The organism is Maricaulis parjimensis, from assembly GCF_016817355.1.
Classification (GTDB): domain Bacteria; phylum Pseudomonadota; class Alphaproteobacteria; order Caulobacterales; family Maricaulaceae; genus Maricaulis; species Maricaulis parjimensis.
In genome coordinates this window covers 38,199-60,889 of record NZ_JADOTT010000010.1, presented here as the reverse complement: position 1 = coordinate 60,889, position 22,691 = coordinate 38,199, and the positions used below count along the sequence as shown (strand labels likewise).

Annotated in this window: 20 protein-coding genes and 3 tRNA genes; 17 read left to right on the top strand and 6 right to left on the bottom strand. The window is 62.1% G+C overall.

Annotated elements, in window-relative coordinates:
* Complete coding sequence (locus I0K07_RS14510) at positions 1-993, top strand: GIN domain-containing protein (RefSeq protein ID WP_203294656.1); 993 nt, start codon at positions 1-3, stop codon at positions 991-993.
* Between the two features lie 27 nt (positions 994-1,020).
* Here I0K07_RS14510 and rlmB read toward each other — a convergent pair whose 3' ends face one another.
* A complete protein-coding gene (gene rlmB, locus I0K07_RS14505; protein ID WP_338041075.1) occupies positions 1,021-1,833 on the bottom strand; it encodes a 23S rRNA (guanosine(2251)-2'-O)-methyltransferase RlmB in 813 nt (270 codons plus the stop codon).
* A gap of 127 nt (positions 1,834-1,960) precedes the next feature.
* Between rlmB and I0K07_RS14500 the strand changes: the two genes are divergently transcribed.
* The 3 genes from I0K07_RS14500 (at position 1,961) to I0K07_RS14490 (ending at position 2,945) form a co-directional block, all read left to right on the top strand.
* A tRNA-Tyr gene (locus I0K07_RS14500) sits at positions 1,961-2,045 on the top strand.
* A gap of 105 nt (positions 2,046-2,150) precedes the next feature.
* Positions 2,151-2,224, top strand: a tRNA-Gly gene (locus tag I0K07_RS14495).
* A 100-nt stretch (positions 2,225-2,324) separates the two neighbouring features.
* Complete coding sequence (locus tag I0K07_RS14490) at positions 2,325-2,945, top strand: DedA family protein (RefSeq protein ID WP_203294652.1); 621 nt, start codon at positions 2,325-2,327, stop codon at positions 2,943-2,945.
* Here I0K07_RS14490 and I0K07_RS16070 read toward each other — a convergent pair.
* The 5 genes from I0K07_RS16070 to I0K07_RS14465 are packed head-to-tail and all read right to left on the bottom strand — an operon-like array spanning position 2,917 to position 8,254.
* Positions 2,917-4,158 (bottom strand): nucleotide disphospho-sugar-binding domain-containing protein, encoded by a 1,242-nt coding sequence (locus tag I0K07_RS16070; protein ID WP_203294650.1) that lies wholly within the window; start codon positions 4,156-4,158, stop codon positions 2,917-2,919. The genes I0K07_RS14490 and I0K07_RS16070 overlap by 29 nt on opposite strands.
* On the bottom strand, positions 4,155-5,426 hold the full coding sequence (locus tag I0K07_RS14480) for a F390 synthetase-related protein (RefSeq protein WP_203294648.1): 1,272 nt from the start codon (positions 5,424-5,426) through the stop codon (positions 4,155-4,157). The genes I0K07_RS16070 and I0K07_RS14480 overlap by 4 nt, the downstream gene beginning before the upstream one ends.
* On the bottom strand, positions 5,423-6,226 hold the full coding sequence (locus I0K07_RS14475) for an MBL fold metallo-hydrolase (RefSeq protein WP_203294646.1): 804 nt from the start codon (positions 6,224-6,226) through the stop codon (positions 5,423-5,425). The genes I0K07_RS14480 and I0K07_RS14475 overlap by 4 nt, the downstream gene beginning before the upstream one ends.
* Positions 6,223-7,191: an NAD-dependent epimerase/dehydratase family protein gene (locus tag I0K07_RS14470; protein WP_203294644.1), complete on the bottom strand. Its 969-nt coding sequence runs from the start codon at positions 7,189-7,191 to the stop codon at positions 6,223-6,225. Before I0K07_RS14470 ends, I0K07_RS14475 begins: the two co-directional genes overlap by 4 nt.
* A 4-nt stretch (positions 7,192-7,195) precedes the next feature.
* On the bottom strand, positions 7,196-8,254 hold the full coding sequence (locus I0K07_RS14465) for a 3-oxoacyl-ACP synthase III family protein (protein WP_203294642.1): 1,059 nt from the start codon (positions 8,252-8,254) through the stop codon (positions 7,196-7,198).
* A gap of 423 nt (positions 8,255-8,677) precedes the next feature.
* Between I0K07_RS14465 and tuf the strand changes: the two genes are divergently transcribed.
* The 13 genes from tuf (at position 8,678) to rplL (ending at position 22,568) form a co-directional block, all read left to right on the top strand.
* A complete protein-coding gene (gene tuf, locus I0K07_RS14460) occupies positions 8,678-9,868 on the top strand; it encodes an elongation factor Tu (protein WP_203294614.1) in 1,191 nt (396 codons plus the stop codon).
* A 275-nt stretch (positions 9,869-10,143) separates the two neighbouring features.
* Positions 10,144-10,908 carry a 2OG-Fe(II) oxygenase gene (locus I0K07_RS14455; RefSeq protein ID WP_203294640.1) on the top strand — a complete coding sequence of 255 codons (765 nt, stop codon included), beginning with the start codon at positions 10,144-10,146 and terminating at the stop codon, positions 10,906-10,908.
* Positions 10,908-13,001, top strand: coding sequence for a tetratricopeptide repeat-containing sulfotransferase family protein (locus tag I0K07_RS14450; protein WP_203294638.1), 2,094 nt, complete (start codon positions 10,908-10,910; stop codon positions 12,999-13,001). The genes I0K07_RS14455 and I0K07_RS14450 overlap by 1 nt, the downstream gene beginning before the upstream one ends.
* Positions 12,998-14,788 carry a tetratricopeptide repeat protein gene (locus I0K07_RS14445; protein WP_203294636.1) on the top strand — a complete coding sequence of 597 codons (1,791 nt, stop codon included), beginning with the start codon at positions 12,998-13,000 and terminating at the stop codon, positions 14,786-14,788. Before I0K07_RS14450 ends, I0K07_RS14445 begins: the two co-directional genes overlap by 4 nt.
* A 310-nt stretch (positions 14,789-15,098) precedes the next feature.
* Positions 15,099-17,861 carry a TonB-dependent receptor domain-containing protein gene (locus tag I0K07_RS14440; RefSeq protein ID WP_203294634.1) on the top strand — a complete coding sequence of 921 codons (2,763 nt, stop codon included), beginning with the start codon at positions 15,099-15,101 and terminating at the stop codon, positions 17,859-17,861.
* A 128-nt stretch (positions 17,862-17,989) separates the two neighbouring features.
* Complete coding sequence (locus I0K07_RS14435) at positions 17,990-18,985, top strand: class I SAM-dependent methyltransferase (RefSeq protein WP_203294632.1); 996 nt, start codon at positions 17,990-17,992, stop codon at positions 18,983-18,985.
* 133 nt (positions 18,986-19,118) lie between these two features.
* Positions 19,119-19,194, top strand: a tRNA-Trp gene (locus tag I0K07_RS14430).
* Positions 19,195-19,273: 79 nt separating this feature from the next.
* On the top strand, positions 19,274-19,534 hold the full coding sequence (gene secE / locus I0K07_RS14425; protein ID WP_203294630.1) for a preprotein translocase subunit SecE: 261 nt from the start codon (positions 19,274-19,276) through the stop codon (positions 19,532-19,534).
* 11 nt (positions 19,535-19,545) lie between these two features.
* A complete protein-coding gene (nusG, locus tag I0K07_RS14420) occupies positions 19,546-20,079 on the top strand; it encodes a transcription termination/antitermination protein NusG (protein WP_203294628.1) in 534 nt (177 codons plus the stop codon).
* Positions 20,080-20,180: 101 nt separating this feature from the next.
* Complete coding sequence (gene rplK / locus I0K07_RS14415; RefSeq protein WP_203294626.1) at positions 20,181-20,609, top strand: 50S ribosomal protein L11; 429 nt, start codon at positions 20,181-20,183, stop codon at positions 20,607-20,609.
* Between the two features lie 4 nt (positions 20,610-20,613).
* Positions 20,614-21,309, top strand: a complete 696-nt coding sequence (gene rplA, locus I0K07_RS14410) for a 50S ribosomal protein L1 (RefSeq protein WP_238934914.1) — start codon at positions 20,614-20,616, stop codon at positions 21,307-21,309.
* A gap of 314 nt (positions 21,310-21,623) precedes the next feature.
* Entirely contained in the window at positions 21,624-22,139 is a 516-nt protein-coding gene (rplJ, locus tag I0K07_RS14405; RefSeq protein WP_203294624.1) for a 50S ribosomal protein L10, read from the top strand.
* A 54-nt stretch (positions 22,140-22,193) separates the two neighbouring features.
* Entirely contained in the window at positions 22,194-22,568 is a 375-nt protein-coding gene (gene rplL, locus I0K07_RS14400) for a 50S ribosomal protein L7/L12 (protein ID WP_203294622.1), read from the top strand.
* Positions 22,569-22,691 lie beyond the last annotated feature (123 nt).

Sequence of the window (22,691 nt, the reverse complement as noted above, 5' to 3'; positions counted from 1 at the left end):
ATGAGTGTGAAACTGATCACGGGTGGCCTTGTAACCCTGGCCGGTATCGGCGCCCTGGCCATGACCGCCTCGGCCCAGCCGGTGGCGCAGAACAGCTTTGATGGTGACAGTGTCAGCATCGAGAATTTCATCGGCCGTGTGGAGGTCCGCACCGGCGGGTCGACGCTTCAGGTCCAGGTGCAAAATCCGGGGGATGCCGCGGAAGACCCGATGATGACGGCATCCGGCAATGGCGTGGCCATTGATGGCGGTCAGCGCGTGCGCAATCTTAATTGCCGCACCCGCCGCGACGAGGTCTTCATCGGCCGCTGGACCAGCTCCCGTTCGATCAATGAATATCCGCTTCTCATCATCACGGCTCCGGCCTCTGTGAATTTCTCCATCGATGACAGTGCCTTCGTCGGTGAAGCCGGGGATCTCGGTTCGATCGACCTGTCGATGAATTCCTGCGGCAAGTTCTCCGCCGGCGATATTGCGCGCGATGCCAGCATCCGCATCAACGGGTCCGGTGATGTCGATCTGCGCGGGATTGGCGGCGATGCCGTGCTCAATGTGAACGGCTCCGGCGATATTGATGCCGGCAATATTTCCGGGGATGCCGAGATCGATATCAACGGCTCCGGCGATATCGATGCTGGCAATGTCGGCGGTGCCACGGCCATTGATATCAATGGTTCCGGTGACATCGAACTGGGCCGTCTGGCTGCTCTGGAAATCGATATTTCCGGCTCTGGCGATGTCGAGGCGGACGCGGTGAATGGCGCCTTCTCCACCTCCATCTCCGGCTCCGGCGATGTTCTGGTCCGCGGCGGCCGCGCTGAACCGTTCGAAGCCCGCATCAACGGCTCCGGCGATATCGCCTTCCGCGGCACGGCCGTGAATGTCACCGTCCGCGAAAGCGGCGGCGGCGATGTGGAAATCGAGGAAATCGAAGGTGCGATCGACTGGCGTCGTAATGGCCGGTCCATCCTTCGAGTGGGCAGCACAGACTAGCGCACAGCCCCCGCGCTAGCGTGCCTCTCAAGCGGGCGCCCGGTGTTTCACCGGGCGCCATTTTGCTGCTTCATACAAGGCGATAGCTGCGGCGTTGGAGACATTGAGACTCTCCACATCACCGGTCATGGGGATGCGGACAAGCCAGTCGCAAGCCTCTGCCACCCGCGGTCGCAAACCCTTCTCTTCCGAACCCATCACCAGAACCACGCCCGGGCCCAATCCCTGTTTGTCGGGACCGGCCAGCGCGTCTGCCAGCTCGGTTTCGCCTTCGCCTGCCAGGCCCAGAACCGTCCGTCCAGCCTTGCGCATGTCCAGCAAAGTGTCGGCGATATTCGTCACGCGGACATGGGCCACACGCTCTGCTGCTCCCACGGCACTTTTGCAAACCGTCCCGAACAGGGGCGGGGCCTTGCGATCCTGCATCACCACGGCCCTGACGCCGAAAGCGGCGGCCGAACGCAGAAGGGCGCCGACATTATGCGGGTCCGTGATCTGATCGAGCACAAGGACAAGGCCATGGGTCGGATCTGTGACGGCGCTGACCGGTTCCGGTTCCAGCGCTTCTGCCTTGAGTGCGAATCCCTGGTGAACGGCCCCGGGCGGCAGATCATTGTCGATCGCATGCGGCTCGACCGTCTGGGCCTGGACACCCTCCGGCAGATCCCGGGCGGCATTGCGCGTCACCCGCAGCTCGATGATTTTCCGTTTCGGATTGGCCAGCGCAGCGAGCACGGCGTGGCGGCCCCAGATCCAGCCGGAATCGCCTGTTCCAGCAGGCCTGGAGCGGCGGCTGTAATCGGCCCGTTTCGGGCTGTTGCGCCTTGGGTTCTTCGTCACTATAGTCCGCGCTCCTGTTTCGGGGCTCTGCCCGCTTTTCGCGTGTCCTAACACGGCTGAAGGAAAGCTGAGAGACTTCGTTGCAGGAGCTTCTTCAGCCGGTTATGTCCGGAGCGAAGACACCCTTGGAGGGGTGGCCGAGTGGTTAAAGGCAGCAGACTGTAAATCTGCCCGCATAGCGTACGCTGGTTCGAATCCAGCCCCCTCCACCATTTCCCGACATCCGGCAGAATGGTCAGGCGCATCAGCCCTCTCGACGCCTTGGTTCGAATTGGCTAAACACCACGATCCGGCCAAGTGTCGGACGCTCTTTCAGGGCGGGTATAGCACAATGGTAGTGCAGCAGCCTTCCAAGCTGAGGATGCGGGTTCGATTCCCGCTACCCGCTCCATAACTCCCCTGAAATCATTCCGGTTTGTGCCATCACGCTATTTTCGTGGTTGGCCGGGGACGGAGTATCGGGACCGGCTTTTGCCGCCTATGCTCTGGCCATGACAGGTGTACTGGAATCAGCGCCGGACAGTCTTGTGCTTCTGGTCCTCTTTGCCGGGGCGTTCTTGGACGCCCTGCCGGGGCCCTGTCTCTTCGTCTTCGGGGAAGTCTTCTTTGTCCTGGCCGGCAATCTGGTTCAGGAAACGGGATCGCTCTGGCCGGTACTGGCCGTGTTCGCAGGGGCTTTCCTGGCCGATCAGGCCGGTTATTGGGGTGGCCGGAGAGCGGCGACACCCTTGAAAAAACTCGTGCTTGCCCGGTCCGGACGGCGCAAGGCCTATCGCCGGGCGCGGGCCGGGCTGACAGCCCGCCTGGTCCTGTTTGTTGCCATCAGCCGGCTGCTGGGACCGGTCGCCTGGATCACACCGGCCCTGGCCGGCAGCCTGAGCGCGTCCTGGTCCCGTTTCACGCTCGGCTCATTCCTGGGTGTGTTGATCGGGGTGGGGCAATTCGTCGTGTATGGCTGGATGCTGGCCGCCGGGATCGATCTGGCTGGCGGCGATCTCGGTGCCTTCGTCGAGCAGCATGCGCTCGCCCTGATCGTGTTTGCCAACCTGCTCGGCATGCTGGCCATTTTCGTCTGGCGCTGGATCAGCGTGCGACGCCATACGCCTCGATGAGCGAAACAAGCTCCGCCGTCGACGCCCGGGCTTTGAGCCGTTCGGCCGCCTGTCTCGCGGTGTCCTGGACGCTGTCCGACAGGATCGTTTGCAGGGCGGCATCGATGTTTTCGGCTGTGTGATCCTTTTTGCGCAAGATGATGCCGGCGCCTGTGTCTGCCAATTGCCGGGCATTCCAGAATTGATCGAGCACTTGGGGCAAGATGATCTGCGGCACGCCGGCCCGCGCGGCCGTGTCCAAAGTGCCGGCTCCCCCGTGATGGATCACCGCCGAACAATGCGGGAAAAGCCGGTCGTGCGGCGCGGGCCCGGAAACGAAATGCACACCCATCCCCCCCGCCGGCCGGCCGGCCAGGCTGGTGGACAAGATGGCGCGGTGACCGGATCTTTCTATCCGCTCAAGCCAGACTGGCAGGGCATGGGCGACCTCCCGGGTCGGCATGGAGCCCAGTGAAACATGGAGCGGGGCTGGTCCGGCTTTCAGGAAGGCTTCCAGAGCCGGGTCAAGGCCGTTGGAGGATTGCAGGGGGGGATAGTCGACCAGATGGTCCGAGGCCGTGAAATCGTCCGGGCGCTTGATGCCGAATATGGCGGGAAGGGCGGTAATCCGGGGCAGGGGGCGGCCGAGATGCCGGTCAAGCCGCCAGAAGGCCGGCCTGGGTTCGGGCACAAGCCGCTGTCTCTCCCGTCCCAAAACGCTGGCCAGACCGGCAAGAGCCCCTGCCACGGCGATATAGCTGGCCTTGTTGCCGGGCCCGGAAAGCCCCTGGCGGGCGATCATGGCACAGGGCAGGGCTGACGACGGCGTAATGACCGGCTGCAGCGCAATGAGAACCAGAGGATTGCGACAATGTTCTGCCGCAATCCGGGCCGGCATCGCGATCGGATTGGCCAAAACAAGCTCAGCCTGCCCCGCAGCATCAATCGACCGATCAAGGACATCAAGGGCATGCGGCTCGATCATCTCGTGCCAGTCCCGGAAAAAACTGAAGGGTCCGGACAGGGTTCCACGGGCCTCGGCTTCCTGCATCCAGTCAGCCACGGAAAAGCCGGGCGGTTCGGCGACGTCCACACCCCATGCCTGGATGGTTTCAGAATGATCCCGCGGTGCCAGCACGCTGACGCTGTGGCCGCGGGCCTGCAGGGCTTTGGCCACAGTCAAAAATGGCATGACATCGCCCAGCGTGCCCAAGGTCTGGATCGAGATCTTCACGCGGTTTCCCGCATTACACGGCGCAGTTTGCGACTGTCAGCCGGAGGCAGGTCGCAGGCTGTCGCCTCGACGCGTGTCCTCGTTCCCAGGGCGTAGAACAAGGACACCAGCGCCTCACGGGCTGCCGGCAGGGCCTCGGCCCGAGCTCGAGGCAGGCTCAACTCAACCTGTCCGTCCGCACGCTGAATGACGCGGAAGTCGTCGATCCGGGCGTCAGCATCGACAACGGCATTGCGGATGATATCCGGCGTGACCAGAACCGCACGTCTGTCCTGACCGATCAGTCGGAGGACATCATCCATCCGGCCCACAACCGCCTTCACCGCCGTGAAGGGGGAGCCACAGGAGCAGGCTTCCTCTTGCAGTTCGAGAAGGTCATTCATCCGGTAGCGCACCATTGTCTGCGTTCTTCGGGTGAAATCTGTAATGATCGGAGCGCGCAGATTGCCACCGCCCGGATCCGGATCCCATTCGAACTTGATGAAGTCTTCCAGCAGATGAAGCGTCCCGGCCGGGCAGGCGATGGCGAACAGTCCTTCCGTGGCCATGTAGATTTCCCGCACGACGGTTGAAAAGCGGCCCTCGACCAGGGCGCGGTCCTTGGGGTCGAGCACTTCTGCTCCGGAGAAGACATGCCGGGGCGCCAGGTCAGACCGGCGCTCGGCCAGCAAACGCAGGACTTTTGGCGGGGCAACGAGAACATCCGGCAGCCAGTCTTCCACCGCCTTCGCCTGCGCCTCAACGCCATCGTGAAGATCAAAAAACCGAAGCGCCAGACGTCTGCTTTCATTGGCAGCGTCGTAGAGGCGGCTATTGGCCGGCAGCATGACCGCGACCTTGAGCCTGTTTCTCCAGAACCCGGGCAGGCCGCGGCCCAGGATCGTACCTAGCCAGGCATAGCGTTCGGCATCGGACACAATGTAGAAACCGCGATTGCCACTGGTGCCGGTACTGGCGCCGATTGCATAGCCCTTCGGGGATATGCCTTCGGACCAGGCATGCCGTGCCTGGGCACAGGTCAGTCCCATTCGGTTGAACCCGTCGTAGCGCGCCACGAGCGCCGCCTTGTCGAGGAGGGGAAACGCATTGAGCGGTTGTCCGGCCATGTCCCGATACGCTGCGACCCGTGCAACCGGTCCGGACAGGAAACGCTCAAGCCGCTTCTCCTGCCAGGTTTCCACATCGGCACGCGTTTTCAGGCGCGCTGTCTGCCATCGTGCGCGCGCATAAGCCGCCATGATCCGGGTTTGAGCGAACACGGAACTCATTCCGGAAGAGCCTCCCGATCCAGACAGGGAGGTACGACGGGATCGTGACAATAAACGACGTCGCCTCCAGACTCGGCAAAGGCGCGGATACGCCGGGCAGTATCCTGGTTGGCGGCTTCGTTATCGAGAACCCAGCTCGCCGGAGCACCCGGCAACCGGTCTTCCATGACAGCCTGCTCCAGCCATTGGGCGTCGGCCGCATAAAGCAGAGGGCGGTCTCTTCGGGCAAAGCAATAGCCGGTGTGACCACGCATGTGCCCGGGCAGCGGAATCGCAAAGACAGAGCCGTCGCCAAACACGTCCAGTCCAGCGCCCAAGCCAAGCGGCGCTTCTTTCTGTGGGCGGCTGGCGAGATCATCGATCCGGTCGATAAGCCCGTCCGGCAAGAGTTCGGCGAACACGCCATGGCGCAAACGCGAGGCGCCGACGCGGAGGTAATGGTCGAGACTCTTCCGGTCTGCGATGATCCGTGCCTCCGGATAGTCGAGCAGCGCCGATATGTGATCGGCATGCCAATGCGTGATCAGGATTGTATCGACATTCCGGACGGCATCCGGGAGGCAGTTTGGCGTCAGGCGCGGCCGCAGAAGCATATTGTAGATATTGAGCGACAAGGACCGGCGGCCTGCCGTGACCCGTCGTGAATATCCCGTATCGATCAGGCAGGTCCCCGCTTTTGCGTGTCGGAAGACACCGTAACGGACGGGAATATCGATCCAGTCGCTTCGTCCGCCTTTGAGAACGAGACGTTCCGGAGCCCGAACCGTCGCGGAACTGGGAAAGCGGAGTTCCTCGATCATGCCGCCTCCTGAGAGAAAGTGAGGGCAAGCCCGGTCTCGAAATCGATTTGAGGGTTCCAGCCCAACCAGGTACGCGCTGCCGTAAGATCCAGTGTCTGGTGATAGGCGAACAGGCCGACGCCATACGCCGTGACGGGCGGCTCCGGTTGGCCTGGAGCAAGCCGGCAACTCCATTCGGCCAGACGCGCCGCGGCGAGAACGGGGGTGACGGGAAGGCGCCGCCATCTTGGTGAGATCCCGCTTCGAAGGGCTGCGGCCTCAGCGACATCCCGGATCTTCAGGGCTTGGCCGCCTGAGATATTGAACACACGTTGCGGCAGGCTGGACGGAGCATCCAGCGCTGCCAGAACCGCCGAAACCACGTCCTCGACATGCGTCAGGTCAGTCGCGGCCTTGCCATCCCGCATCAGGGGCAGGGGACCGTTCCGGGCCGCTTTGAGCAATCGCGGCAGCAGGGATGTATCCCCGCGCCCGTACAGCCCGCGCGGACGCAAGATCACGGGGTCGAGGTCTGTGGCCGCCTCGACCAATTTTTCGGCCTGCCGTTTCGTGGCGGCATAGGCGTTCACGGGTGGCGGTAATGGGCTGGCTTCGGCCAAGGCGTGCTGATCGGCAAATTTAAAATAGACGCTGGGCGAGGAGATCAGGACGAAACGCCGGGCACTGCACTGGCGGGCAAGAGCAATCATGGTCTCGGTCCCGGTGACATTCGCGCGCTGGAAGGCAGCGCGGCTCCCCCAAGGGCTTGAGAGTGCGGCAGCGTGAATGACGGCGTCTACGCTGGGAACACCATCCGGAATGCCGTCGGCCAGATCATGGAGCAAGCACGCATCCGCGAGCCCTGCCAGCTCAGCAAGCCGTGTCTTGTTGCGCCCCAGGGCGATCACCGAATGTCCGTCCTGATGAAGCCGGCGCAGCAAATGCCCGCCAAGAAAGCCCGTCGCGCCGGACAGAAGAATGCGCATCGTGTCAGCTCTCCAGTCCGGCACCCGCCAGGGATACGCCGGCCGATGTGCCGATCATCAGAATTTTCATTCCGGGCCAGATTCGGCCTTCTGACAGGGCGCTTGAGAGGGCGACTGGCAGTGAGGCGGCAACCAGATTTCCGGTCGTGGCGACCTGGTTGAAAATTCGGTCACGGGCAAATCCGCTGCGTCGCGCCATATGGGTGAGCGCGAGCGGGGATGCCTGGTGGGGGATGATCAAGTCGACGTCCTCACGCGACCATCCCAGGCGGTTCAGGAGTGTATCGAGGAAGTCAGGGAGTTTGGCGGCTGTCAGGCCGAACAAGCCTGGGCCGTCCATCCGGAAATAGGCGTTCTCGGCGAACTGACCCGGGTCCTGGTGAAAGTCGTACCGCGTTCCGCCAGATGGAAGAGCACAGCAATCATAGGCCTCCGAATAGGTTTCCATGAAGAAGTCCCGCAAGTGTAGCGAGACGCCCGACGTTTCTTCGACGGAGGGGGCATCGGAGGAGACAACCAGTGCGGCCGCACCGTCTCCGAACAGGCCTGCTGTTTTGGGATCGCTGTCCCATGGCAGAGCCCGGGACGCGATCTCGGAGGTGACGACCAGAATGGTACGGGCCCGGCCCGACGCGATCTGCAGATTCGCGAGATCCAGCGCGACCAGCGCGCTCAGGCAGGTTGCGTTGACGTCATAGGCCGGAAAGCTCAGGTGGGAGAGGCCCAGTTCGCGTTTGATGAGGGGGGCAGTCGCGGGAATGGGTTGGCGTCCGACGGCCGCTCCGAACAGGAGAAGGTCGATGTCGTCGGTGCCGATGCCGGCCTGCCGGATTGCCGCGCGGGCAGCCGCCACAGCCATGCTTTCTTGAGTGTCGGCTTCCGCGGCGATGCTGCGCGAGCGGACCCCGCACAGTTTTTCCAGCCAGCCGTCCGGTTTTCCGTACCGTTGGTCCACAGATTTCGATTCGAGAATTCTGGACGGAAGATGGTGGGCCATGCCGGTTATCCGGGCCGTGGCGATCCGGGTTGCGGCGGCCGGTTCAATCTGACGGATCAGCGTCATGGTGTCGGGCCTCATTTTGCCTGTCGGCAAACCCTAGGCAGGAGGATTTGCGCTAGGCAAGCAAAAAACCCGAATGCGTAAATTCTATTTACTTGAAATCACACGTATTTTTGTCCGTTCGTAATGTTTTCACGTGGTGGGGAAACGTTTTGCGGGCGTTTTCTCAAGCGCTGCGACGACGGGTTCGGCCTGTTTTTGCGATCGGCCGACGCGGTAAATCGTACCGGAAATCGGCCTTTGCCGGATGCGTGAATCGTCCCGCGCTTCCCCGCAGCAGGCGTCAGTCTGCATTCGGGCTTGCCTAGCCGGCAATTCCTTGTGTATCAGGCCCGCACTGAATTTGGATGTGTTCACATCCTTTTGTACCACCACTCAGTCGATCGGCCATTCGTCTCCAGATCGACATCGCATGAGGTAAGATCGATGGCGAAGGAAAAGTTTGAGCGCACCAAGCCGCACGCGAACATCGGCACGATTGGTCACGTTGACCACGGCAAGACGACGCTGACGGCTGCGATCACGATGGTTCTGGCTGAGGCCGGTGGCGGCACGGCCAAGGGTTATGACGAGATTGACTCGGCGCCGGAAGAGAAGGCGCGCGGTATCACGATCTCGACGGCTCACGTTGAGTATGAGACGGAAAACCGTCACTACGCGCACGTGGACTGCCCGGGTCACGCTGACTATGTGAAGAACATGATCACGGGTGCGGCGCAGATGGACGGCGCGATCCTGGTTGTGAACGCTGCTGACGGCCCGATGCCGCAGACGCGTGAACACATCCTGCTGGCCCGCCAGGTTGGCGTTCCGGCCCTGGTTGTGTTCCTGAACAAGGTTGACCAGGTCGACGATGAAGAGCTTCTGGAGCTCGTGGAAATGGAAGTTCGCGAACTTCTGTCCTCCTACGACTTCCCGGGCGACGATATTCCGATCGTTGCGGGTTCGGCTCTGGCGGCTGTTGAAGGCCGTGACGAGAACATCGGCAAGGAGAAGATCCTTGAGCTGATGGCGGCTGTGGATGAGTACATCCCGACGCCGGATCGTCCGATTGACCAGCCCTTCCTGATGCCGATCGAAGACGTGTTCTCGATCTCTGGCCGGGGTACGGTTGTGACGGGTCGCGTTGAGCGCGGTATCGTCAAGGTCGGCGAAGAAATCGAGATCGTGGGTATTCGCGACACGCAGAAGACGACGTGTACGGGCGTTGAAATGTTCCGCAAGCTGCTCGATCAGGGCCAGGCGGGTGACAATGTCGGCGTCCTGCTTCGCGGTATCGACCGTGAAGGCGTTGAGCGTGGTCAGGTTCTGTGTAAGCCGGGCTCGATCAAGCCGCACTCCAAGTTCGTGGCTGAAGCCTATATCCTGACGAAGGAAGAGGGTGGCCGTCACACGCCGTTCTTCACGAACTACCGTCCGCAGTTCTACTTCCGCACGACCGACGTGACCGGCGTCGTGACGCTGAAGGAAGGCACCGAGATGGTGATGCCGGGCGATAATGTGGAAATGAATGTCGAGCTGATCACGCCGATCGCCATGGAAGAGAAGCTGCGCTTCGCTATCCGTGAAGGCGGTCGCACCGTCGGCGCCGGCGTTGTTTCGAAGATTGTAGAGTAATCTTCGAAAAACGACGGCGTGCCCAAGCTAGCTTGGGCGCACCGGCCCGCATTTTCGAGAAGGTCCCCCGGACCTTCTCGCCCTTCGGGGCAAATACGATCTCCAAAATCGTCGAGTAAGACACTCGCGATACCGGATTTGGGAAGCGGCGTGCCCTTGGCACGCCGCTTTCTTTTTGCCTGCGTCCCCAGCGTCGCATCGCAGGCTGTGATCTGGACAGGTCCGGGTGCCGGCTTTACCAGTTTGGGCCATCCAAGCGATCGCGTTGAGTAATCATGACCACTACGCTCGAACTCCGTCTCAATCCTGCGCTCGACCCGGAACCCTGGGCGAAAATCTATGCTCGGGATCAGCTGGTGCAGATCCCGGACGTGCTGGAGCCGGAGCTCGCGAATGAGATCGAGGGGCTGCTGAGCCGGCACTTGCAATGGCGCATGGTGTTCGTGGAAGCGGATCCGTCTGCGCCGGGTGGTGAGCGCGTCGTTCAGCTGACCCAGCAGGACATGATGCAGCTGGGCCGGGACGGTGTCGGTCGCAAGCTGGCGCATGTCATGGAGCGTGCCCGCGACAATTACGGCTATCTCTATGATGCCTATCCGATGATCGAGGCCTATACGTCTGGCTGGGATGCGGGACACCCGATCCACGGTCTTACGGAATTCCTCAACTCGCCGGAATTTCTCGAATTCGGCCGTCAGGTGACAGGGGCACCGGTCGTGACCAAGGCGGACGCCCAGGCCACGCGCTATTCGCGTGGGCATTTCCTGACCCGTCATGTCGATGAGGGGCACGACAAGGAGCGGGTGGCGGCCTACACATTCGGCTTCACGCGCAATTGGCAGCCTGATTGGGGTGGTCTGCTGATGCTGCTGGACGAGAATATGGACATCTCGCGCGCCTTCCTGCCGCGTTTCAACGTGTTGTCGATCTTCGACGGGCGGAAAGTCCATTCCGTCAGCCCGGTTTCGCCCTTCGCGGGCGGGTCACGGCACCAGATCACGGGCTGGTTCCGTAATGATCAACCCTATCGGAAAAGCTGATGCAGGATCCGCGTCTCGCCGAGGCAGCCCAACGCAGACTTGCGGATGATTTTCGCGGCGCCTGGGCCTTGTGTCAGGCGGTGTTGCAGGAGCAGCCCGGGAATGCGGCGGCCATGAGCATCATGGCCATCTGCGCCATCGAGACCGGAGATGTGGAAACCGGTCGGAAGATGCTCGACCAAGCCGAGCAGGCCGACGGGGCTGAGCCTCTCGTCCATCTCTATCGTTCCGTGCAGCTGGAAGCGCAGGGTGATCTGGCCGGAGGTGTGGAAGCAGCCCGGCGGGCCAGCGAACTTGCTCCTGACCGGTTCGACGCGTGGGGGCGATATGGCGACCTCGCCGGCAAGCAGATGGATTTCAAAACTTGCGCCTTCGCGCTCGGCAAGGCGCTTGAGGCCGAACCGGATCATCCCGCCGCACCCCAGGTCGCACTGCGGCTGGCCGGCGCGTGCATGGAGCAGCTGGACTTGCCCGGAACGCATGCCGCGCTCGAAGTGGCGGAGCGGGGTGGGCTTGCCGGAACGCTGGATGTGCTGCGTCTGAAATCCGAACTTGCCCGTCATGCCGGCGACTGGAACGTCCTCGCCCAGACGGCCCAGGCCTGGCTCGATCAGGCACCGGAAGATCTGGAGGCCATGGGCGCGCTGGCGATGGGATTGGGCCAGCAGGGTCTCTACCGGCGCGCCGTGCGCGTCTTCCAGCCTGTCGTCGACGCGGACGGGACGGCCGAGAACTGGGCGGCAATGGGACGCTTGGTTCTGGGGACGCGGGACTTTCAGGGCGCGCGGGAAGCCTTCGACACGGCGCTGGCCATCGACCCGGCTTGCGCGGAGGCCTGTTTCGGATTGTCCCGCATCCTCACCTTCATGGGGGATACGGACGAGGCGGCGCGGATGTGCCGGCGGACCTTGGAGATCGACCCGGGCAATTTCGAAGCCTATGGCCAATTGTCCGAAGTTACCGGCGGCCGGTTGACGGATGCGGAACTGGAACAGCTGGAAATCGAGGTCGAGAAGCCGGGCCAGCCTGCGGATCGATTGTCGATCGGCCTGTTCGCCCTCGGCGATGCCTATCACCGGCGCAAGCGCCATGAAGAGGCATTCCGTACCTGGGATCGGGCCAATGAGACCAAGAAGCTGCAGCACAATGGTGCCATTGTGTCGGCTTATGACCGTGCCGAGCAGGAACGGCGCTCCGGCTGGCTGGAACAGGTCTTTCCCGGCCCGGTTTCAATCTCGACCAGGCGTGAATTGGAGCAGCAGCCGCTATTCATCGTGGGCATGCCACGCTCGGGTACAACGCTGATCGAAGCGGCGATTGCCGCGCATGACGATGTGATTGCCGGCGGTGAGCTGAGCATGATGCCCTCGCTGTTCGAGGACTTCATGCGGTGGGCGCGGGAGACCGGCTGGTCTGGTGGTGATATTCCCGAAGACAGGCTGGCCCATTGGCGTGGGCGCTATCTGTCCCAGTATCGCGATTACGGCCTGACGGGGTCGAAATGGGTGACGGACAAACAGCCGGCCAATTTCATTGCTGTAGGCCTGATGCGGCGGATTTTCCCGGACTCGCCGGTGATCCATATCCGCCGCAAGCCCGTGGAAGTGGCTTTTTCCATTTATCGCCGCAATTTTTCACGCATGTGGCCCTACGCCCATGACCTTGACGACATCGCTCATGTCTATGCCCAACAGGCGCGCCTCGGCGCCCATTGGGCGAAGGCTGATCCGGACTGGGTGACCCCGCTCCAATACGAGGAGCTGGTCCGGGAGTTTGAACCGAAGCTGCGTCATGTCGTCGAGCGCTGCGGCCTTGCCTGGGATGAGAAATGCCTGCGCTATTACGAGGCGGACCGTGCTGTAATGACCTTCAGCGCGGTGCAGGTGCGCAAGCCGCCGTCAGCTGACCATCTTGATTCAACAACACCCTATGCAGCGCATCTGGAGGGCTTCCAGCAGGCCTTGGCTGGTTATCCGGTTGATCCGGAGACCGGTGCCTGGACCGGCGCGGATGCGGCGGAGCCTTCAAGCGGTGGCGTGGGAACGCCCAAGCAGAGTTTCCTGTCGCGCATGATGGGGCGGGGTTCGCAATGATGCGCGAGCTGCAGATTGCAGCACAATTGCTGCAGCAGGGGCGCCCGGAAGAGGCGATTGCGCGCCTCGATGCGATTCTTGCGCAATATCCGCAAGAGCCTGAAGCCCTGCACCTTCGAGGCCTGGCGCGGGGCAGGGCCGGGCAGTTTGAAGGAGCCCTGGCAGATTTCCAGGCAGCGGCTGTCCGGCACAGCCAGCCCCATGCCGTGCTGAGCAATCTGGGCAATCTCAAACGGCGGGCCGGTGATTTGGAAGGTGCACTGGCAGCCTACGAAGCGGCTCTGGAAAAACAGCCGAGCTTTGCTGATGCGCGCGTCAATATGGGGATAACCCTGACTGATCTGCGCCGCTTTTCAGAGGCGGCGGCGGCCTTCGAGGCGGTAATCAGGCAACAACCTGGCCACACAGCAGCGCTCAACGGGCTGGGCATTGTGCTGACCCACCAAGGCGATGAAGACGGTGCACTTGAAGCGTATTCCCAGTGCGTTTCTGCCAATTCAGGCGTGATCATGCCACGAATCAACCGGGGCGCTCTGCTGCGCGGACGAAACCAGGCTGACGCATCTTTGGCGGATCTTGAGGAAGCCTGCCGTCTCGCCCCCCGTCTTGCCGAGGCCCATTTCCAGCGCGGTCACACCCTGCGCACTCTGGGCCAGACCGAAGCAGCCCGCGAGGCCTACCGTCAGGCGGTTTCCTGCGCGCCACAGCGGGCAGACATTCATCGTGATCTCGCGGGCCTGCTCTGGGAAATGGGTGAGGGAGAGGGGAGCACCGCCGTGCTGGACCAGGCCCTCGCGCAGCAACCCACGGCTGACCTGTTCCATACGCGAGCGCGTGTCCTGATGCGAACCGGCCGGCCGGAGGCGGCCCTGGAGGCGGCGAGCGAAGCGCTGGCGCTTGATGCGCGACATGCGGATGCCAAGGCGCTGCGGGGGGAGATTCTCGGCAAGCTCGGTGATCCGGGCATCGCCATCAATGAAATCCGTGCGGCTCTGGACATGTCGGACGGGAAGGACTTTGCGATCCGTCACCAATTGGCGGAAGCCTGTCTGGCGGCTGGCCGGTATGATGAGGCGGAACAGGCACTGGATGCGGTGCCGCCAGCGGAGCATTTGCAGAAACATGTGGCCCTGCAGGTCACGGCCTGGCGGTGTCTGGGCGATGAGCGCTACAAGCGATTCTATGATTACGACCTGCTGACGGCGAAGCGCTTCATTGAAACCCCGCCTGGTTTCCAATCGCTGGACGCGTTCAATGCGGAACTCGCTGCGCGGATCGAACATCTTCATTCCACTCGCGTGCAGCCCATCGAGCAGACCCTGTTCGGCGGGACCCAGTCGCCGGGGCGCTTGTGGGATGTCGATGACCCGGTCATTCAGGCCCTGGGCACGGCCCTGCTCGACATGGCGAAGCGATTCGTGTCGGAACTGCCGGATGATCCGGACCATCCCTTCCTGTGCCGCAAGTCCGATCAGTTGAAGCTGACCGGCGCCTGGTCGGTACGGCTCACCTCCGGCGGCGGGCATGTGGATCATATCCATCCGGCCGGATGGATCAGTGCCAGCTATTATGTGCAGGTGCCCCAGGCGGTGGCCGAAGGTGAGCGGGCCGGCTGGTTGCGCCTGGGTGTGCCGGGCGTGGCCGGACTTGAGCTGGATGCCGAGCGCTACATCCTTCCCGAGGCCGGGTCAGCCATCCTTTTCCCGTCCTATATGTGGCATGGCGTGGAGCCTTTCGAGGCGGATGAGGTGCGCGTGACAGCACCTTTCGACCTTTTGCCCGTTTGACGCACGATTTGCCCGGCTAATCGTGAGCAGGGTGGCAAATCGAAAGCGAATGCGTGCTTTTTCGAGAGCTTCTGGATAGGTCTGAGGCAAAATCGCAACAGTGCGGCGTGAATGGCGCTCCGGGGCCGCTTGTGACAGTCCCGTGTCATTGACCCTTCCTTATTCGCATGGGTACTTTGCAAATAAGGCGGAGAAACGTGAGCTCCGCCGAGCGGGGGATTCTGCCTTCAAACGTGAAGGGGCGGGCTTCCCATACCAACCTTACTCGGAGGGATTAAGAGTGAGACCGACTTCCCTTAAAGCTTGCCTGATGGCCAGCACGCTTATCGGTGGCATGGCTGCGGCCGCGCCGGCGATGGCACAGGACGACGACATCGTCGTCATCACCGGTACCCGCATTCAGCGTACCGACACCGTGGCGCCGAGCCCGATCACCTCGGTTGACGAGGAAATGTTCGAGCTGAACAACGTCGTCAACACCGAAGACCTTCTCAACACGCTGCCGCAGCTGATCCCGGCTTTCGACGCTACGTCGAACAACCCGGGTAACGGTACGGCCACCGTGTCGCTCCGCGGCCTGGGCACCACGCGTACGCTGGTCCTGGTTGACGGTCAGCGCATGGTTGGCGCCGGTGCCAACCAGGTCGTCGACCTGAACAACATCCCGGCTGCCATGGTTGAGCGCGTCGACGTTGTGACCGGTGGTGCGTCCGCCGTTTACGGTTCTGACGCTGTTGCCGGTGTTGTGAACTTCATCCTGCGTGATGACTTCGAAGGTGTTGAGTTCTCGGCTTCGCACGAGTTCTCCCTCGAAGAAGGCGACGCTGCCATCACCGACGTGACCGTTACGGTTGGCGGTAACTTCGACAATGGTCGTGGTAATGCCGTGCTGAACTTCGGTTACACCAACCGTGAAGCTGTCTTCCAGGGCTCCCGCTCCTTCTCGCAGCAGGCCTGGTGGTCGAACGGTCCGGGTTCCACGGATTACTATCCGGGTGGTTCTTCCAACATTCCGGGTTCGCGTATCCGCCCGGCTGCTGGTTCTGCCTTTGACGTGACGACCGACACCTCCGGTGCTCCGGTTGCTTGGACGCCGTACAACTACGCGCCGACCAACTACCTGCAACTGCCGCAGGAACGTCACATGATCTCTGGCTTCGCCACGTACGAGATCGCCGACAACATCGAAATGTATGCTCGCGGCCTGTTCGCGAACAACGTGGTCGATTCCCAGCTGGCTCCGACGCCGACGGGTACGCTCGGCATGACGATCAACCTGGACAACCCGTTCCTGTCCCCGGCTCTGGCCGCGCTGATCTCCGCTGACGCCGCTTCCAACAATGGTGACGGTACGGCTGATATTCGCATCAACCGCCGTATGCAGGAAATCTCCACGCGTAACTCGCTGCGTGACACGAACACCTTCCAGGGTGTCTTCGGTTTCCGCGGCGATCTGAGCGAAAACTGGTCCTACGACGCGTTCTACAACTATTCGCGCTCGTCGGTTTCCCAGATCCTGTCCGGCAACATTTCCGTGTCGGCCTTCCAGGAAGCTCTGCTCTGCGACGGCGGCCCGACGGCCATCGCCAGCGGTTGTACGGCTCCGGCTCTCGACGTCTTCAACGGCCCGGACTCTGTTTCCGCTGCCGCTGCTGACTTCATCGCTCGTACGGGTGCCCAGATCGACGTGATCGAAGCCACCCAGGCTGTTGCTGCGATCTCCGGCACGCTGGAGAACATGGCTTCGCCGATGGCGAACGTCGCTCCGGCTCTGGTCTTCGGTGTTGAATACCGTGAGAACAGCGCCTCCATCCGTCCGGACTCCGTGCTCGGCCCGGATGTTCGCGGCTTCAACCAGTCGCTGCCGATCGAAGGCTCCTTCGACGTCTACGAGTTCTTCACCGAAGTCGACGTGCCGCTCATCACGGACCGTCCGGGTATCGAAAGCCTGAACTTCACCGGCGCTTTCCGTCTCTCGGATTACTCCACGATCGGTACGGCTCAGACCTACGCTGCTGGCTTCGGCTGGGAGCCGGTTGAAGATCTGCGCTTCCGCGCTCAGTTCAACCGCGCTGTCCGTGCGCCGAACGTGAGCGACCTGTTCGCTCCGGCCACCAACGGCTTCCCGGGTGCACAAGACCCGTGCTCCGGCGGTCTGGGTTCCTACTCCTCGGCCACGATCGACGCCAACTGTATCGCAACCGGTGTTCCGGCTGCTGCCGTTGGAACGGCGTTCCAGTCGAACGCTCAGATCGAAGCCCTGTTCGGTGGTAACCCGAACGTTCAGGAAGAATCCGCTGACACCTTCACCATCGGTGCTGTGTGGCAGCCGTCCTTCCTGGCTGGCTTCACCCTGCAAGTCGACTACTACGACATCGAGATCGAGAACGCGATTGCGGCTCCGTCCCTGCAAAACCTGCTGGACGAGTGCTACATCCAGGACATCTCCACGTCGTGCGACTTCTTCAACGGTGCTCGTAACCCGTCCACCGGTGAAATGGCGAACCCGTTCATGCCGGAACTGACGTCTTCCAACCTGGCCGTCTTCGCGGCTGAAGGTGTCGACGTTCGCGCCGACTATGCTTGGGATGCCGAGCAAATGGGCCTGTCTTCGGACCTCGGCTCGTTCGCTGTGAACTACTACTCCACGTTCACGCTCGACAACGGCTACCAGACGTCTGTCATCGCCGGTTACGTTTCGTGCGAAGGCCTCTTCGGCGGCCAGTGCGGCGAGCCGACCCCGGAATACAAGCACGTCGTTCAGGCGAGCTGGTACTGGGGTGCTCTGACGTCCTCCCTGCGCTGGCGTTACAACGGTGGCGTGGACATCGAGGGTTCCCTCGTTGGTCAGGTCTCCGAGCGCGAGCTGAGCATCGACTCCTACAGCTACTTCGATGCGACCTTTGCTTACGATGTGAGCGAAACCGCGACTGTCACGATGGGTGTCCAGAACATCTTCGACGAGCAGCCGCCGGAACTGACCTCCACGTCGTCCGAGCAGGCCAACACCTGGCCGGCCACGTACGATCCGTTCGGTCGTCGTCTGTTCATGGGCGCACGCCTGCGCTTCTAATCGAAGCGAGAACATCAAATCAGGGAAGGGCGGGTCATTTGACCCGCCCTTTTCTTTTGTGCTGATGCGGGACGGCAAGCGCAGGTGTTTGCATTGTCAGGCTTCAAGCCGCCGCCTAGGCTTCCCGCATGGGGCTCAACACTGAAAACCACACCGAGGCAAAGGCCTGGAAACAGTTCTGGACGGGGCGTGCCGCCGGGTCCGAGCACCGGTTCCGGGATGCCGGGACTGCCGGCCGACTTCAATCCCACTGGTCCGCTGTGCTGGCTGATGCCTTGCCGGCGTCGGGTCAGGTCGACCTGATCGATCTGGCGTGTGGCGAGGGCGAGGTGCTCCAGCTGGCGGCTAGGGTCGCAGGCTCGCTGCCGGACGTCCGTCTGAATGCCGTGGTCAGCGATGTCTCCCTTGATGCCGTCAGCCTCGCTGCGGCAAGCGTCGGACAGCTGGATGCAAACGCGGCCGTGGCGGATTGCGCCCAACTTCCTTTTGCGAGCAGTAGTTTTGATGTCGTCGTCAGTCAGTTCGGCCTGGAATATGCCGGGCCCGCGGCATTCGGCGAAGCCGGCCGGATCGTCAGGCCGAGCGGGCGTTTTAATGCGCTGGTCCATGTGGCAGGCGGGGCTGTCGAGCACGCCTGTCAGGCGGATGCCGACGTGCTGGAGGCGGTGGTCGGGGCGGAACTGCTCGACCGGATGCGAGACTATGTCATCACCATCCCGAAGGCCGTTTCCGGTTCTGTCAGTCGCGAGGACGGCCAGGCCTGCGCCGATGCACTTCGCCAGGCGCTTGAAACCGTCGCCCGGACAGTCGGTCCGGCGGCACCGGGACCGGCCCGGGATTTTGTGGGCCGGCTGGTGCAGGACATCCAGGCTGCCGCCGGTCGGCTGGGCGCCTACCGGACCGAGGATCTGGAGGCCTGGATTGCCGGACAGGCGGCGGAACTGGACGCTTTTCATCATCGGATGACGTCCATGCTGAGGGTCGCTCAGACCGAGGCAGATATGTCCGCACTGGCCGGGCAATTGTCAGCCGGGGGGCTGTCTGTGACCCGTGTCGGCACGGTATCCATGGGCGAGGGGGGGGCGCCTCTGGCCTGGGTGCTCGACGCCCGGCGCGCGGAATAAGCTGTCGCGGCGTGTGCGGACGACCGCACAAATCTGCGATTTAGCTGTTTTCATCTCCCCGATAGCATTGTAGACAGCTGCGCTTCGGATGTGGCGGTGGCCTTGTCACCGTGCTATTCCGCGCGCGCGGCCTAGGGGTGTAGCTCAGTTGGTAGAGCATCGGTCTCCAAAACCGAGGGTCGGGGGTTCGAGTCCCTCCGCCCCTGCCATGCCGCTTCGACGGAATTAGGCCAGGCATTTCGCCTGAACCGATTGAAAACAGGGCCCTGAGGGGCCAGATGGACTTTGATGACGCGGAACGCGAAGAATAAGACGCCGGCTCAGGCCAAGGCTGATACGGCGGCGCCGAAGAAGCGCCGGGCTGGACCGTTCCAGTATCTGGCCCAGGTGCGCCAGGAAGCCCGCAAGGTGACCTGGACGACCCGTCAGGAACTGATCGTGTCGACGATCATGGTCCTGGTCCTGTCGGTCATCGCGATGCTGTTCTTCTGGGGTGTGGACCTCGGAATTCGCACGGCCGTGAATTTCCTGCTGTCCCTGCGCCCATAGGAGGAGGCTGTATGTCTGCCAAGTGGTACATCGTGCACGCCTATTCGAACTTCGAAAAGAAGGTCGCTGAGGCCATCAAGATTGAGGCCGCGATCCAGGGGCTCGAAGACAAGTTCGAGGAAATCCTGGTTCCGACCGAGGATGTTGTCGAGGTCCGCAAGGGCCGCAAGGTCAACTCCGAACGCAAGTATTTCCCCGGTTATGTCCTGGTGAAGATGGACATGACGGACCAAGCCTATCACCTCGTCACCTCGACGCCGAAAGTCACCGGCTTTCTGGGGTCCGGCAAGAAGCCGCTCCCGGTGTCCGAGAATGAGGTCAAGCGGATCCTCGGCCAGATGGAAGAGGATGCAGAACGCCCGCGTCCCACCGTCTCCTACGAGATCGGCGAAACCGTCAATGTCATCGACGGTCACTTCCAGAGCTTCAATGGCGTCGTGGAAGAGGTTGATGACGAGAATGGCCGCCTGAAGGTTGCCATCAATATTTTCGGCCGGGCCACCCCGGTCGAGCTGGAATACGCCCAGGTCGAAAAAACCGCCTGAGCGTAAATCTGCGGGAGGTGCCGGCGCCAAGTCCATGCCGGGCCGTACCGCAAACCCACCGGGGCCGCGACAGGCGCGGCCTTTAACTTTGGAGTGGTGACATGGCCAAGAAAATCGACGGCTATATCAAACTGCAAGTGCCGGCTGGCGCTGCAAACCCGTCTCCGCCGATCGGCCCGGCTCTGGGTCAACGCGGCGTGAACATCATGGAATTCTGTAAGGCCTTCAACGCGAAGACCCAGGAGATGGAAAAAGGGATGCCGATCCCGACGACCATCACCGTCTTCTCGGACAAGTCCTTCACCTTCGAGATCGCAACCCCGCCGGCCAGCTTCTATCTGAAGAAGGCTGCGAAGATCCAAAAGGGCAGCCAGGCTCCGGGCTCTTCCGTGGCTGGTTCGGTCTCCATGGCGCAGTGCCGTGAGATCGCTGAAGCGAAGTTCAAGGACCTGAATGCGAACGATCTGGACCAGGCGACGAAAATCATCGCCGGTTCCGCCCGTTCCATGGGTCTGGAAGTGACGGAGTAAGATCATGGCTATCGGAAAGCGTCTTTCTGCTGCGCGCGAAACCATTGATCGCGACGCGCTCTACACGGTCGACGATGCTGTCAAGCACGTGAAGGCCAATGCCAAGGCCAAGTTCGATGAGACCATCGAGCTGGCGATCAATCTGGGTGTTGACCCGCGCCACGCCGACCAGATGGTTCGCGGTGTCTGCGAACTGCCGAACGGCACGGGCCGTTCCGTCCGCGTCGCAGTGTTCGCCAAGGGCCCGAAGGCTGAAGAGGCCACGAAGGCCGGTGCCGACGTCGTTGGCGCCGAAGATCTGATGGAACAGATCCAGGGCGGCAACATCAATTTCGACAAGGTCATTGCGACCCCGGACATGATGCCGCTGGTCGGCCGTCTGGGTAAGATCCTCGGTCCGCGCGGCATGATGCCGAACCCGAAGGTCGGTACGGTGACCATGGATGTGACCAAGGCTGTCGGCGCCTCCAAGGGCGGTGCTGTGGAGTTCCGCGTCGAGAAGGCTGGTATCATCCACGCCGGTGTCGGCAAGGCGAGCTTCACTGAAGGCCAGCTGGCGGAAAATGTCCGCGCGCTGATCTCGGCAGTCGTCAAGGCCAAGCCGACGGGGGCCAAGGGCACCTATGTCAAGCGCATTGCTCTGAGCTCCACGATGGGCCCGGGCGTAAAAATCGACACGTCTGACGCCGTTTCGGCGTAAAAGACTTGAGTTTCAGCCCGGCAGGCTTTATCCGGCCGGGCTGACCCGGTCTTTTTCCGCGTTTTGGAAAGAGGCCGGCCTGTCCGAGATCTCAGGGGGCGGGGCCTGCGAAGGTTCTGCCTTAATCCAATTTGGGCCCTGGGTGAGACAGAGCGAGATCGATCTGACCATCCTTTTTGCAGGGGGGTCTGTCGGTTCAAGCCCTGGGACAGGACGCGCCGTACGGCGTGCCCAACCTGTGCACAGGGGAAGGCGCTCCGCATGGCGTTTTCACCGAACCGTCCGCGGTGGACGGTTCAAACAGGGAGTCCGCAATGGATCGCACACAAAAAGAAGCGTCCGTCGAAGAGCTGGAAGGCATCTTCTCGAGCGCTGGATCCGTGGTGATGACCCACTATACGGGCATGACCGTTGCGGAAATGACGAATTTGCGCGCCAAGCTCCGCGAGCTTGGTGGCACGTTCAAGGTGGTTCGCAACCGCCTCGCCAAGATCGCTCTTCAAGGCAAGCCGGGTGAGGGCGCTGCCGACCTGTTCACAGGTCCGGTCGCCATCGCTTATTCGGAAGACTTTGTCGCGGCGCCGAAGGTGCTGGTGGACTACGCGAAGGACAACAAGAAGCTCGTTATTCTCGGTGGCTTCATGGAAGAAGACGTTTTCGATGCCAGCGGTATCGAAGCGCTCTCCAAGATGCCGTCCCGCGAAGAGCTTATTGCCACCATTTCTGCCCGCCTCATGGGGCAGGCATCCCAGGTTGCTCAGCGCCTTATGGCGCCGGGTCAGGGTCTGGCTGGCGCAATTGCCGTCATCCAGGAAAAGGCCGACGCGTAACGTCATTCTCCGCTTATCGAACTGACACACTGAACTCTGCAAGGAATTGAACAAATGGCTGATGTAGCTAAACTCTGCGAAGAACTGCTTTCGCTGACCATCCTTGAAGCCAAGGAACTGAACGATCTTCTCGAAGAAAAAGGCATCAAGGCCGCTGCTGCTGTTGCGGTTGCTGGCCCGGCCGGTGGTGGCGACGCTGGCGCCGCTGCTGAAGAGAAGGACGAATTCGACGTCATCCTGGCTTCTGCCGGCGACAAGAAGATCAACGTCATCAAAGAAGTCCGCGCCATCACGGGCCTGGGCCTGAAAGAAGCCAAGGAACTCGTCGAAGGCGCTCCGAAGGCTGTCAAAGAAGGCGCTCCGAAGGCCGAGGCCGAGGACATCAAAGCCAAGCTCGAAGCTGCAGGCGCTTCTGTCGAGCTGAAATAATCACGCTTCGGCGTGACCGAGACGGTGCAACGGGCGCGCGGGGATTCCTGCGCGCCCGTTAGCCCGTCTTCGCTGTTTCGCGGTTCTGCCGCTGCCGTTCCAGGCAGGGCCGCATAAAACCGG

Excerpts from the sequence above, each read along its gene's own strand:
- I0K07_RS14455 (WP_203294640.1), top strand. The coding sequence starts at position 10,144 with ATGACCACTACGCTCGAACTCCGTCTCAATCCTGCGCTCGACCCGGAA.
- nusG (WP_203294628.1), top strand. The coding sequence starts at position 19,546 with ATGTCTGCCAAGTGGTACATCGTGCACGCCTATTCGAACTTCGAAAAG.
- I0K07_RS14490 (WP_203294652.1), top strand. The coding sequence starts at position 2,325 with ATGACAGGTGTACTGGAATCAGCGCCGGACAGTCTTGTGCTTCTGGTC.
- rplA (WP_238934914.1), top strand. The coding sequence starts at position 20,614 with ATGGCTATCGGAAAGCGTCTTTCTGCTGCGCGCGAAACCATTGATCGC.
- I0K07_RS14510 (WP_203294656.1), top strand. The coding sequence starts at position 1 with ATGAGTGTGAAACTGATCACGGGTGGCCTTGTAACCCTGGCCGGTATC.
- I0K07_RS14435 (WP_203294632.1), top strand. The coding sequence starts at position 17,990 with ATGGGGCTCAACACTGAAAACCACACCGAGGCAAAGGCCTGGAAACAG.
- rplK (WP_203294626.1), top strand. The coding sequence starts at position 20,181 with ATGGCCAAGAAAATCGACGGCTATATCAAACTGCAAGTGCCGGCTGGC.
- I0K07_RS14465 (WP_203294642.1), bottom strand. The coding sequence starts at position 8,254 with ATGACGCTGATCCGTCAGATTGAACCGGCCGCCGCAACCCGGATCGCC.
- rplL (WP_203294622.1), top strand. The coding sequence starts at position 22,194 with ATGGCTGATGTAGCTAAACTCTGCGAAGAACTGCTTTCGCTGACCATC.
- I0K07_RS14445 (WP_203294636.1), top strand. The coding sequence starts at position 12,998 with ATGATGCGCGAGCTGCAGATTGCAGCACAATTGCTGCAGCAGGGGCGC.
- secE (WP_203294630.1), top strand. The coding sequence starts at position 19,274 with ATGACGCGGAACGCGAAGAATAAGACGCCGGCTCAGGCCAAGGCTGAT.
- I0K07_RS14475 (WP_203294646.1), bottom strand. The coding sequence starts at position 6,226 with ATGATCGAGGAACTCCGCTTTCCCAGTTCCGCGACGGTTCGGGCTCCG.
- I0K07_RS14450 (WP_203294638.1), top strand. The coding sequence starts at position 10,908 with ATGCAGGATCCGCGTCTCGCCGAGGCAGCCCAACGCAGACTTGCGGAT.
- tuf (WP_203294614.1), top strand. The coding sequence starts at position 8,678 with ATGGCGAAGGAAAAGTTTGAGCGCACCAAGCCGCACGCGAACATCGGC.
- I0K07_RS14480 (WP_203294648.1), bottom strand. The coding sequence starts at position 5,426 with ATGAGTTCCGTGTTCGCTCAAACCCGGATCATGGCGGCTTATGCGCGC.
- I0K07_RS14440 (WP_203294634.1), top strand. The coding sequence starts at position 15,099 with ATGGCCAGCACGCTTATCGGTGGCATGGCTGCGGCCGCGCCGGCGATG.
- rplJ (WP_203294624.1), top strand. The coding sequence starts at position 21,624 with ATGGATCGCACACAAAAAGAAGCGTCCGTCGAAGAGCTGGAAGGCATC.
- I0K07_RS14470 (WP_203294644.1), bottom strand. The coding sequence starts at position 7,191 with ATGCGCATTCTTCTGTCCGGCGCGACGGGCTTTCTTGGCGGGCATTTG.